The sequence below is a fragment of the Bacillus sp. Au-Bac7 genome (assembly GCF_021341655.1).
Lineage (GTDB): Bacteria > Bacillota > Bacilli > Bacillales > Cytobacillaceae > Niallia.
Genome location: NZ_JAJTTG010000021.1, coordinates 1 through 12,605, shown reverse-complemented (window position 1 = coordinate 12,605; position 12,605 = coordinate 1). Strand labels below are relative to the sequence as shown.

The 12,605-nt window shown below is 39.3% G+C and carries 13 protein-coding genes; all 13 read left to right on the top strand.

Annotated features, from left to right (window positions below):
• Positions 1 to 83: 83 nt before the first annotated feature.
• Positions 84 to 2,003 carry an ATP-dependent zinc metalloprotease FtsH gene (ftsH, locus tag LXM54_RS25390; protein WP_233318775.1) on the top strand — a complete coding sequence of 640 codons (1,920 nt, stop codon included), beginning with the start codon at positions 84 to 86 and terminating at the stop codon, positions 2,001 to 2,003.
• A 185-nt stretch (positions 2,004 to 2,188) separates the two neighbouring features.
• Entirely contained in the window at positions 2,189 to 2,959 is a 771-nt protein-coding gene (locus LXM54_RS25385) for a type III pantothenate kinase (protein WP_233318773.1), read from the top strand.
• A 30-nt stretch (positions 2,960 to 2,989) separates the two neighbouring features.
• The gene (gene hslO / locus LXM54_RS25380) at positions 2,990 to 3,868 is read left to right on the top strand and encodes an Hsp33 family molecular chaperone HslO (protein ID WP_233318771.1); all 879 of its coding nucleotides are present in this window, start codon (positions 2,990 to 2,992) and stop codon (positions 3,866 to 3,868) included.
• A gap of 194 nt (positions 3,869 to 4,062) precedes the next feature.
• Complete coding sequence (cysK, locus tag LXM54_RS25375; RefSeq protein WP_233318769.1) at positions 4,063 to 4,995, top strand: cysteine synthase A; 933 nt, start codon at positions 4,063 to 4,065, stop codon at positions 4,993 to 4,995.
• A gap of 146 nt (positions 4,996 to 5,141) precedes the next feature.
• A complete protein-coding gene (locus LXM54_RS25370; protein WP_233318766.1) occupies positions 5,142 to 6,539 on the top strand; it encodes an anthranilate synthase component I family protein in 1,398 nt (465 codons plus the stop codon).
• Between the two features lie 8 nt (positions 6,540 to 6,547).
• Positions 6,548 to 7,132: an aminodeoxychorismate/anthranilate synthase component II gene (gene pabA, locus LXM54_RS25365; RefSeq protein ID WP_233318764.1), complete on the top strand. Its 585-nt coding sequence runs from the start codon at positions 6,548 to 6,550 to the stop codon at positions 7,130 to 7,132.
• A gap of 2 nt (positions 7,133 to 7,134) precedes the next feature.
• Positions 7,135 to 8,004 (top strand): aminodeoxychorismate lyase, encoded by an 870-nt coding sequence (gene pabC, locus LXM54_RS25360; RefSeq protein ID WP_233318761.1) that lies wholly within the window; start codon positions 7,135 to 7,137, stop codon positions 8,002 to 8,004.
• Between the two features lie 2 nt (positions 8,005 to 8,006).
• Positions 8,007 to 8,837, top strand: a complete 831-nt coding sequence (gene folP / locus LXM54_RS25355; RefSeq protein ID WP_233318759.1) for a dihydropteroate synthase — start codon at positions 8,007 to 8,009, stop codon at positions 8,835 to 8,837.
• Entirely contained in the window at positions 8,830 to 9,192 is a 363-nt protein-coding gene (gene folB / locus LXM54_RS25350) for a dihydroneopterin aldolase (RefSeq protein ID WP_233318756.1), read from the top strand. Before folP ends, folB begins: the two co-directional genes overlap by 8 nt.
• Positions 9,189 to 9,719 carry a 2-amino-4-hydroxy-6-hydroxymethyldihydropteridine diphosphokinase gene (gene folK / locus LXM54_RS25345; protein ID WP_233318754.1) on the top strand — a complete coding sequence of 177 codons (531 nt, stop codon included), beginning with the start codon at positions 9,189 to 9,191 and terminating at the stop codon, positions 9,717 to 9,719. The genes folB and folK overlap by 4 nt, the downstream gene beginning before the upstream one ends.
• Positions 9,668 to 9,883 (top strand): helix-turn-helix domain-containing protein, encoded by a 216-nt coding sequence (locus tag LXM54_RS25340; protein ID WP_233318752.1) that lies wholly within the window; start codon positions 9,668 to 9,670, stop codon positions 9,881 to 9,883. Before folK ends, LXM54_RS25340 begins: the two co-directional genes overlap by 52 nt.
• A gap of 20 nt (positions 9,884 to 9,903) precedes the next feature.
• A complete protein-coding gene (gene dusB, locus LXM54_RS25335; protein WP_233318750.1) occupies positions 9,904 to 10,902 on the top strand; it encodes a tRNA dihydrouridine synthase DusB in 999 nt (332 codons plus the stop codon).
• A 179-nt stretch (positions 10,903 to 11,081) separates the two neighbouring features.
• The gene (gene lysS, locus LXM54_RS25330; RefSeq protein ID WP_233318748.1) at positions 11,082 to 12,575 is read left to right on the top strand and encodes a lysine--tRNA ligase; all 1,494 of its coding nucleotides are present in this window, start codon (positions 11,082 to 11,084) and stop codon (positions 12,573 to 12,575) included.
• The last annotated feature ends 30 nt before the right edge of the window (positions 12,576 to 12,605 follow it).

Sequence of the window (12,605 nt, the reverse complement as noted above, 5' to 3'; positions counted from 1 at the left end):
TTCAAGAGGGTAATTTCTTGAATTTACACAATTTTCTATGTTACTATACAATATAGTTTGTTTACCGTGGGAGGAGGTAAGGGATGAACCGTATTTTCCGTAATACCATCTTTTATTTATTAATATTTTTAGTAATTATTGGTGTGGTAAGTTTCTTTAATGGTAATAACGAGCCAACCAAGCAATTATCGTATACCGATCTGATTAAGCACCTTGAAGAAGGTGATGTCAGTTCCATTACACAGCAGCCTGAACGAGGCGTTTTAGAATTACGCGGGCAGTTAGATTCTTACAGTGAAGATGAATACTTCGTTTCTTACGTAACGAATAATGAAACTGTTCAAAACCGCATTGATAAAGCGGCTACAGAAGGATCAAAAATTGATGTCCTTCCTGCTCAAGAAACGAGCAGCTGGGTGACATTCTTTACTTCTATTATTCCTTTTGTCATTATATTCATCTTGTTCTTCTTCTTGCTCAACCAAGCGCAAGGCGGCGGCAGTCGAGTAATGAACTTTGGAAAGAGCAAAGCGAAGCTTTATAATGAAGAGAAGAAGAAAGTCCGTTTTAAAGATGTAGCAGGAGCGGATGAAGAGAAGCAAGAGTTAGTAGAAGTTGTAGAATTCCTGAAAGACCCAAGAAAATTTGCTGAGCTAGGAGCAAGAATTCCGAAGGGTGTCCTTCTTAATGGACCTCCAGGAACAGGTAAAACATTATTAGCAAGAGCTGTCGCAGGTGAAGCAGGAGTTCCATTCTTCTCCATCAGCGGATCTGACTTTGTGGAAATGTTTGTTGGGGTCGGTGCATCTCGTGTACGTGACCTATTTGAAACAGCGAAAAAGAATGCACCATGTATTATCTTTATAGATGAGATTGACGCAGTAGGTCGTCAGCGTGGGGCAGGGCTCGGCGGAGGCCATGATGAGCGTGAACAAACTCTGAACCAATTGTTGGTTGAGATGGATGGTTTTGGAGCAAACGAAGGGATCATCATTATCGCTGCGACTAACCGACCGGACATTCTTGACCCAGCGTTATTGCGTCCAGGACGTTTTGACCGTCAAATCACTGTTGACCGACCTGATGTTACTGGCCGTGAAGCAGTATTGCGTGTACATGCCCGCAACAAGCCATTAGATCCATCAGTAGATTTAAAAAGCATTGCGATGCGTACACCTGGTTTCTCAGGCGCAGATTTAGAAAACTTGCTTAACGAAGCAGCACTTGTCGCTGCAAGAGCAGATAAGAAAAAGATTGATATGGAAGATATGGATGAGGCAACAGACCGTGTAATTGCTGGTCCGTCCAAAAAGAGCCGTGTCATTTCTAAAAAAGAAAGAAATATTGTGGCATACCACGAAGCTGGTCATACAATCATAGGTGTTGTCCTTGATGAGGCAGATATGGTGCATAAAGTTACCATCGTACCAAGGGGTCAAGCTGGAGGCTATGCAGTTATGCTTCCAAAAGAAGACCGCTTCTTACTGACAAGGCAAGAGTTGTTAGACAAAATTACTGGATTGCTTGGCGGCCGTGTGGCAGAGGATATTGTCTTCGGTGAAGTCAGCACTGGTGCACATAATGATTTCCAAAGAGCAACAAACATTGCTCGCAAAATGGTTACTGAATATGGAATGAGCGAAAAGCTTGGACCGCTTCAATTCGGTCAAGCGCAAGGAGGTCAAGTCTTCCTTGGCAGAGATTTGAATAATGAACAAAACTATTCAGATGCTATCGCATATGATATTGACCAAGAAATTCAACGCATCATTAAAGAGAGCTATGAAAGAGCGAAAACAATCTTAACTGAAAACAGGGAGAAGCTAAACTTGATTGCCGAAACATTGTTAGAAATCGAAACATTGGATGCGGAACAAATCACTAGCCTGTATAAAGATGGAGTTCTTCCAGACCGTTCTAAAAAAGCTGAATCATTCACAAATGATGATGTGAAAGTCAACATCAATATGAAAAAAGAAGATGAAGAGACTAAAGAAGATTAAAACCTTCACTATAAGGGAATGCACACTTGTGCATTCCCTTTTTTCTTCCGTAAAGTTCATTGGATTTCACTTACATATGCTCGTATGTTATGATATTTTAGTGCTAATAATCCATACATCTATTAAGGGCAACAGCTGCTTAAATAGATGGTGTTTGAAGAATAATAAAAAAGTGGTGACTGACTTTGATTTTTGTTTTTGATATTGGGAATACAAATATAGTGCTAGGTGTATACGAAGGCGATAAGCTGACACAACACTGGAGAATAGAAACGAACCGCTTTAAAACGGAAGATGAATATGGCATGATAATCAAGTCTCTGTTTGACCATGTGGGCTTAAAGTTTTCGGATATTGACGGAATTATTATTTCCTCTGTAGTACCGCCGATTATGTTCTCTCTAGAAAGAATGTGTCATAAATACTTTAATATTAAACCGTTAGTAGTTGGTCCTGGAACGAAAACAGGGCTGAACATTAAATATGATAATCCAAAAGAGGTAGGTGCAGACAGGATTGTTAATGCAGTTGCTGCGATACATGAATACGGGAGCCCATTAATAATTGTAGACTTTGGAACTGCAACAACATTCTGCTATGTTAATGAGCATAAACAATATATGGGTGGAGCTATTGCACCTGGTATTAATATTGCGACAGAAGCTCTATATTCTAAAGCTGCTAAGCTGCCGAGAATAGAAATTGCCCGACCGGATGGAGTGGTAGGCAAAAACACAGTATCTGCTATGCAGTCTGGAATATTATATGGATATGTTGGACAAGTTGAGGGTATTGTAAAGAGAATGAAAGAGCAGAGCTCAGAAAATCCAAAGGTAATTGCAACAGGCGGATTAGCTAATCTCATCAGTCAAGAATCAAATGCAATTGACGTAGTAGATCCATTTTTAACATTAAAAGGTTTACAGCTTATATATAAGAAAAATAAGGAAAAGTAAGTAATAAGAATATAGGAAAAGAGGTATTTTATGAGTGATTATTTAGTAAAGGCTTTAGCCTTTAACGATCAAGTACGTGCATATGCTGTTAGAAGCACAGAGACAGTTGCTGAGGCTCAACGCAGGCACTACACTTGGCCTACTGCATCTGCGGCATTAGGAAGAACTTTATCTGCTACAGCAATGTTGGGAGCGATGCTTAAAGGTGATCAAAAGCTAACGGTGAAAGTAGATGGAGATGGACCTATAGGGCTAATCCTTGTTGATGGAAATGCGAAAGGTGAAGTAAGGGGCTATGTAACGAATCCACAAACTCATTTTGATTTAAACGAACATGGAAAGCTGGATGTTAGAAGAGCGGTAGGAACAGAGGGAACACTGTCTGTTGTTAAAGATATCGGAATGCGTGACTACTTCACAGGGCAAGTGCCGATTGTATCTGGGGAGCTTGGAGAAGATTTTACTTACTACTTGGTGACCTCAGAGCAAGTACCTTCATCTGTCGGTGTCGGAGTACTTGTTAATCCAGATAACTCAATCTTAGCGGCTGGCGGATTCATCATTCAGCTTATGCCAGGAACAGATGATGAAACCATCACAAAAATTGAGAAGAGATTACAAGAAATACCGCCGATTTCTAAGCTGATTGAAAAAGGTCTTACTCCGGAAGAAATTCTGGAAGAAATCTTTGGAAAAGATAATATGAAAATTATTGAGAAGATGCCCGTATCGTTCACATGTACATGCTCAAAGGAGCGATTTTCAACGGCAATTATCAGTTTAGGCAAGGCAGAAATAGAAGATATGATCGCAACAGATGAAAAGGCTGAAGCACACTGCCACTTCTGTAATGAAAAATACCTTTTCTCCAAAACTGAATTAGAGGAGCTTCTTGAAGAAGCGCTATAAAAAATAAGCCTGGTGCATGTTTGCACCAGGCTTATTTTTTATTCTGGTAAGTGGATTATCAATCAAGGATTATGTTTGGATTTTTTCGAAAATAAGAACAAATCAATTGACAAAATGGGCATTCATTGATAAATTAATAATTAATAGAATACCAATTAAGATACTCGGATTAAGAGATAAGGGAGAGATTAAGAATGACTCGTATAGCTAATTCAGTTGTAGATTTAATAGGTCAAACTCCTATTGTAAAATTAAACCGTTTAACAGATGAAGCAAGTGCAGATGTATATCTTAAACTAGAATATATGAATCCAGGTAGCAGTGTTAAAGACCGTATTGCTCTAGCGATGATTGAAGCTGCTGAGCAGAGCGGTGATTTGAAGCCTGGCAGCACACTTATTGAGCCTACTAGCGGAAACACAGGGATTGGCTTAGCAATGGTTGCAGCTGCAAAAGGATATAAAGCAATTCTTGTTATGCCTGAAACAATGAGCTTGGAGCGCCGTAACTTGCTAAGAGCATACGGTGCAGAACTAGTATTAACACCAGGACCTGAGGGCATGGGTGGCGCAATTCGCAAAGCGGAAGAATTGTCTAAAGAAAATGGATATTTCCTACCACAGCAGTTTAAAAATGTTTCTAATCCTGAAGTTCATAGAAGCACTACTGGTCCAGAAATCGTGGCAGCTTTTGGTGATGAAGGCTTAGATGCGTTTATCGCAGGAATTGGCACTGGCGGAACAATTACAGGAGCCGGAGAAGTATTAAAGGAAAAATATAATGATATTAAAATATATGCAGTAGAACCAACGGATTCTCCAGTATTATCTGGAGGAAAACCAGGTCCTCACAAAATTCAAGGAATTGGGGCAGGTTTTGTGCCAGAAATCCTGAATAGTGAAGTTTATGATGATATTATTCAAGTAACAACAGATCAAGCATTCGAATATGCTAGAAAAGCAGGTAAAGAAGAAGGTATTCTTGGTGGAATCTCTTCTGGTGCTGCTATCTATGCTGCCATTAAGGTTGCTAAAGAATTAGGAAAAGGCAAAAAAGTCTTGGCTGTAATTCCAAGTAACGGAGAGCGTTATTTGAGCACAGCTTTATACCAATTTGATGAAGAGTAATTATGCAAGAAAAAGACAGCCGATGGGCTGTCTTTTTTTGCTTAGCAATATAGACGGCCACCTGAAAAATGCCGGCAAATTTTTTTGTTTTTCCTCTGCTTCATCATGTATGATGATAAAAGAGAAATAGAAGGAGCGAGAGTGAATTGAAAAAATTTAAGGTTTTCAGCAAGAGTTTAAGTATTTCATATGCTCAATTTTATGAGCAGTTCATTCAGTTATCCCAAGAATCACAGTATTATGCCATCTTGGAAAGCGGCAGGGGTGGAAGATACAGCATTGCTGCAATGAACCCTATTGCCACGATGATCGGAAAAGACAATACATTAGAAGTAGTGGGCATAGAGGGAACAACTATACATAAAGGCAATCCGCTCCATACAGTTAAACAGATAATGAAGGAGTATGAAGTAGAAGCTAACCATGAATCTCCAGAGTTTCAAGGGGGAGCGATTGGATTCATAAGCTATGATTATATCCGCTATATTGAAGAAATCCCGAATATTGCAGTTGATGATTTAGAAACACCAGATGTATTTTTTATGCTTTTTGATAATTGGTTTGTTTATGATCTGAAGGAAAACAAATTATGGCTGTCAGCCTTATACACAGAAGCAACTTCCTCCGAAGTGGAAGATAGAATAGATAAAGCAGTGGAAAAGCTACAGGAGAACAGGAAAGTTGAACACCAAATGCTTACTCCTGAAAAAACAATGGGACAAGAGGTTTCTATTAAGGATAATGAATTTCAACAGTCAGTCAGGAAAATACAAGAATATATTTCTCAAGGAGACGTTTTTCAAGTAAACTTGTCTGTTCGCCAAATGAAGTCACTAAACGTTTCAGCTTTGGAAGTGTATAATCAGCTGCGCATCCTCAACCCATCACCGTATATGGGGTATTTTCACACACCTGATTTTCAGCTTGTTTCCGGTTCGCCTGAGCTGTTAGTGAAGAAAAAAGGTGATGAGGTTAGTACTCGCCCGATTGCAGGCACAAGATCGAGAGGTAAAGATAATGATGAGGATCAGAAGCTTGCTGATGAACTCATTAACAGTGAAAAGGAACGGGCAGAGCATGTGATGCTCGTTGATCTCGAACGGAATGACCTAGGAAGGGTTTGTGAGTACGGTTCAGTTGAAGTTGATGAGTTCATGGCAATAGAAAAGTACTCTCATGTGATGCATATTGTTTCTAATGTCCGTGGGAAATTAGCTGCTAAGTATGATGAATATGACCTGATTGACAGTATGTTCCCGGGAGGAACGATAACAGGAGCCCCGAAAATACGAACAATGGAAATTATTGAAGAACTCGAGCCTGTAAGAAGAGGACCTTATACCGGGTCAATGGGCTGGATTGGTTTTAATAAAGATATTGAATTAAATATTATGATTAGAACGATGCTTGTGAAAGATAAGAAATCGTATGTACAAGCTGGGGCTGGGATTGTCATAGATTCTGTCCCAAGTAATGAGTATAAGGAATCAATGAAAAAAGCCAGAGCTCTATGGAATGCGAAAGAACTGGCAGAAGAGAAATAGGTGAAAAAATGATATATATGATCGATAATTATGATTCATTTACGTATAATCTTGTGCAGTATTTAGGTTCATTAGGCAGTGATCTGACTGTCAGCCGCAATGATAAAACTTCTTTAGAAGAAATCAGAAGAGTAAATCCTGAATACTTAATGATATCTCCAGGACCTTGTACGCCAAATGAGGCGGGGATAAGTCTTGAGGCGATAAGTGCATTTGCTGGAAAGTTGCCTATCTTTGGTGTGTGTTTAGGACATCAAGCAATTGCTCAAGCATTCGGTGGAAAGGTAATCCGAGCTGAAAATTTAATGCACGGCAAAACTTCTCCAATCTACCATGATAATAAGACTATATTTGAAGGCTTGCCGAACCCCTTCCCAGCAACAAGATATCATTCTCTTCTTGTCGAAAAAACTTCCTTGCCTGACTGTCTGGAAGTTTCTGCATGGACTAAGGAGGGGGAAATAATGGCGCTGCGCCATAAGGAGCTTCCTATAGAGGCAGTGCAATTTCATCCAGAATCAATCATGACAACAGCTGGTATGGATATTCTAGCCAACTTTGTTGAGTTATATAAAAAAGGGGCTGCTTCCTGATAGTGTATATTTATATAAATGGAGAAATCATCCCTCACGAAAAGGCACAGATTTCTGTTTTCGATCATGGGTTTATGTACGGTGCTGGTCTGTTTGAAACTTTCCGCACATACAGAGGACATCCGTTCCTATTGGACAGTCATCTGGGCCGGCTTAATAAAGGGTTAAGGCAGCTGAATATAGACCGTTCCTTTTACAGAGAAGAAACAAATCAAATCATTCAGCGATTATTGAATGAAAATAAGCTGGAAAATGCATATATTCGCTTTAATGTTTCGGCCGGAATCGGTGGTATAGGACTTCAAACATCCTCTTATACCGAACCAAACGTTATAATGTATATGAAATCATTGCAAACCGGTGAATCACTTGGAGAGAAAAAAGCGGAATGGCTGAGGATACGGCGGAATACTCCTGAGGGTGATGAAAGACTGAAGTCCCATCATTATTTGAATAACCTTTTAGCTAAGAGAGAGATAGGTGAGGATGTTCAGATGGAGGGACTTTTTTTGACAAAAGAAGGTTACGTGGCTGAAGGGATAACATCTAATTTATTTTGGATAAGAAATGGGATTTTATATACTCCAAGTGTGGAAACAGGTATATTGAACGGAATTACTAGACGGTTTATCCTAGCGTTGGCAGCTCAATCAGGGTTAGAGGTGCGGGAAGGACTATATAAGCAGGAAAATTTATTGGAGGCAGATGAGGTATTTATCACAAATTCCATTCAGGAAATTGTCGCAATCAAAAGTATTGGGTCAGAATCGTACAAAGGAGTCAGTGGTCCCATTGTGCAGATGCTCTATACAAGATATAAAGATAATTGTTCATACTTATGGTCAATTGATGAGTTAGGAGGACATAGATAAGGATGCAGAATATAAAATGCGGGAAGTACAAACTGCCGTTTCAAGAAAGAACAATTGTGATGGGCATATTAAATGTTAATCCAGATTCCTTCTCAGATGGGGGCAAGTATAACGAGCGAGACAAAGCACTATTGCATGCTCAGGAAATGGTTGAAAACGGCGCGGATATTTTAGATATTGGCGGAGAATCAACAAGACCAGGGTATACAGAAATCTCTGCAGAAGAGGAAATAGAAAGGGTTGCTCCTATCATTGAGTTGATCTCGAATGAAGTAGACGTTCCTATTTCCATTGACACTTATAAGGCAAAGGTTGCAAGAGCAGCTATGGCATCCGGGGCTCATATTATTAATGATATTTGGGGAGCAAAACGAGAACCAGAAATTGCAGCTGTAGCTGTAGAGTATGATGCACCGATTGTGCTTATGCATAATCGCAATGACAAGGACTATCAATCATTTGTAGAAGATGTTATTGCTGATATGAACGAAAGTATTGATATCTCCGTAAAAGCGGGTGTGAAAAAAGACAAAATCATTCTTGATCCAGGTATTGGTTTTGCGAAGGATTTAACGTATAACCTTGAAATGATGCGTAATTTGGACAAGCTCGTAGCACTAGGTTACCCTGTGCTGCTTGGCACCTCTAAAAAGTCCATGATTGGAAAGATCTTAGACTTGCCAGTAGCGGAAAGACTAGAAGGCACTGGTGCAACTGTATGTTTTGGAATTCAGAAAGGCTGCCAAATTATCCGGGTGCATGATGTCAAGGAGATGACAAGAATGGCTCGTATGATGGATGCTTTAATGGGAAAGGGGCAGTACGGTGGATAAGATAGCATTAAACAAAATGGAGTTCTATGGGTATCATGGAGTTTTCAAAGAAGAAACAAAACTGGGGCAAAGATTTATTATTGACCTAGAAGTTGAGACAGATCTACAACAAGCAGGAACTACTGATAATCTGGAGTATTCCATTAATTATGGACAGCTTTATTTCGATGTGAAGGAAGTTGTAGAAGGTGACCCTGTTAAACTGATTGAGTCTGTTGCAGAGGCAATAGCACAAAAGTTGCTGGGACGCTACGAGCGCATTTTTAGTGTGATGGTACGCGTGATTAAGCCGGACCCGCCAATTCCGGGTCATTATCAATCTGTTTCTGTTGAGATAACGAGGAAGCGCGGATGAATAACGCGGCGTTCTTATCATTAGGATCAAATATAGGCAATCGATTGCAGAATTTGGAGGAAGCCGTCCGAAAGCTGAACCAATACGAGGATATAAAAGTGGTAAGTGTTTCCTCCATTTATGAAACAGATCCTGTAGGTTATAGGGATCAGGAAATGTTCTTAAATATAGTTGTTGAAGTATGCACTTCATTATCGCCGTTTGCATTATTAGAAGTTTGCCAAAGTATTGAGCAAGAACTTGGAAGGAAAAGGATAATTAAATGGGGCCCAAGGACAATAGACCTTGACATTTTATTGTATAATCACGAAAATATAGAATCAGAGAAGCTAATTGTTCCACATCCAAGAATAGAGGAAAGGGCTTTTGTTCTAATTCCATTAATAGAGATAGCTCCTTTCGTGAAGATACCGAATAAATCCACACGTTTACAAGAAAGTCTAGAGCTTTTGCAGGATAAAGAAGGAGTAAGAGTATGGAGACATCAGAAAAATGGGGAAGACGTATTCGAGCTTTTCGAAAACTAAAAGGATATACACAAGAGAATCTTGCTAAAGAACTGCTTGTGTCTGTATCTATATTAGGAGAAATAGAAAGAGGTAACCGAGTTCCCTCTGATGAGATAATTGATTCAATCGTTAAAGTGTTAAAGATAAGCAGAGAAGAGCTAGATCCGAATATTAATAGCTGAAAACAAAGGGAGGTAAAAATTTGTTTAAGATAGGCAATGTTGAGATGAATAACCGTGTTGTTTTAGCGCCAATGGCAGGAATATCTAACTCGGCATTTCGCTTAACAGTAAAGGAATTCGGCGCAGGTTTAGTTTGTGCAGAAATGATCAGCGATAAAGGGATTGTCTCAAAAAATCAAAAAACAATGAACATGTTATATATAGATGAAAGAGAAAATCCTCTAAGCTTGCAGATTTTCGGCGGAGAAAAGGAAACGTTGGTTGAGGCTGCTCGATTTGTTGATAAGAATACTAATGCTGATATTATTGATATCAACATGGGTTGCCCTGTTCCTAAAATTACGAAATGCGATGCAGGAGCTAAATGGCTGCTTGATCCCAACAAAATATATGATATGGTATCAGCTGTAGTTGAAGCGGTAGATAAGCCAGTTACAGTAAAGATGCGCATGGGTTGGGATGAAGAGCATATATATGCTGTGCGCAATGCCCAGGCAGTGGAGCGTGCTGGTGGATCAGCAGTAGCACTGCATGGACGGACACGTGTGCAATTGTATGAGGGCCAAGCGAATTGGGATATTATCCGTGAGGTTAAGCAATCCATCAACATCCCGCTGATTGGGAATGGAGATGTTAATACGCCCCAAGATGCAAAAAGAATGCTTGATGAAACTGGTTGTGATGCAGTAATGATCGGCAGAGCTGCTTTAGGAAACCCATGGATGATCTATCGTACTGTAAACTATCTTGAAACAGGGAAGCTTGCAGGTGAACCATCTGTACGTGAAAAGATAGATGTTTGTATCCTTCATTTAGATCGTTTAATAAATTTAAAAGATGAATATATCGCCGTTAGAGAAATGAGAAAGCATGCAGCCTGGTACTTAAAGGGTATTCGAGGAAATGCGAAAGCACGCAATGGAGTGAATGAATGTGAAACTCGCGAGCAGCTCGTTTCGTTATTAAATGGTTTAGTATTGGAAGAAGAAGCGAAAGAAAGGGAAATTCAAGTAGGATAATACCTTATTTCTTATTTCATACACGACCAAAAGGCTGCCGGTGAAAAAAACTGGCGGTTTTTTTTCTTTTTTAGTGTCTGTAGTTGTAACATTGTGTAGAATAATAAAGTATGTAATTAAAGTCACGACTACCTTAAAAGGTGTCATACATAAATAAAGATGGTGGAGTTGATTTAAGCATGAGTCATGAAGAATTGAATTTAAATGACCAATTACAAGTTAGACGAAACAAAATGACTGATCTTCGTGATCAAGGTATAGATCCTTTCGGCAAAAGATTTGAACGTACCCATTTATCGGAGGAGTTAAAAAGCCAATTTGATTCTCTTTCTAAGGAAGAACTTGAAGAGAAGGGGATTATTGTTTCTCTTGCAGGACGAGTAATGACTAAAAGAGGAAAAGGTAAAGCAGGTTTTGCTCATATTCAAGATCTTGCAGGACAAATCCAGCTTTATGTTAGAAAAGATGCTGTTGGAGAGGACCAATACGCAATTTTTAACACAGTAGATCTAGGGGATATTGTCGGAGTGGAAGGAACTCTATTTAAAACGAATGTTGGAGAGCTGTCTATAAAGGTTAAGGATTTCACTTTGCTTACAAAAGCATTGCGCCCGCTTCCTGATAAGTTCCATGGATTAAAAGATATTGAACAGCGCTACCGTCAGCGTTATCTTGATTTAATTTCTAGTGAAGAAAGCAAGCATACATTTATTCTTCGCAGTAAAATTATTCAGGCTATGCGCAGATACTTAGACGACCATGGTTATTTAGAAGTAGAAACACCGATGATGCATTCGATTGCAGGTGGTGCATCTGCACGTCCGTTTATTACACATCATAATGCTTTAGATATGCCGTTATACATGCGTATTGCGATTGAACTACATCTGAAAAGATTAATTGTCGGCGGTATGGAGAAGGTTTATGAAATAGGCCGTGTATTTAGGAACGAAGGGGTTTCTACTAGACATAATCCTGAATTTACAATGATTGAACTTTATGAAGCGTATGCTGATTACCGTGATATCATGAGTCTGACAGAAAATTTAGTTGCACATATTGCTCAAGAAATTCATGGTACGACAACAATACCATACGGAGAATATGAAGTAGATCTTAAACCAGAATGGACAAGACTTCATATGGTTGATGCAATTAAACAATATACAGGTGTTGATTTCTGGCCTGATATGTCAGTAGAGGAAGCAAGAAAACTAGCTAAAGAAAACAATATTGAAATCAATGAGCACATGACTTATGGACATATAGTTAATGAGTTCTTTGAGCAAAGAGTAGAAGAGAAGCTGATTCAACCAACATTTATTTTCGGGCACCCGCTTGAAATCTCACCATTAGCGAAGAAAAATGATGAGGATCCGCGATTCACTGATCGTTTCGAATTGTTTATCGTAGGTAGAGAGCATGCGAATGCATTTACAGAGTTAAATGATCCAATTGATCAAAGAGAAAGATTTGAAGCACAGCTGAAAGAAAGAGAGCAAGGAAATGATGAAGCTCATCTAATGGATGACGACTTTGTAGAGGCGCTTGAATATGGTATGCCTCCAACAGGTGGACTAGGTATCGGTATCGACAGACTAGTTATGCTATTGACAAATGCACCATCTATCAGAGATGTACTATTATTCCCATTAATGAGACACCGCTCATAATTAAAAAAGACCTGGAATGCAGAGACATTC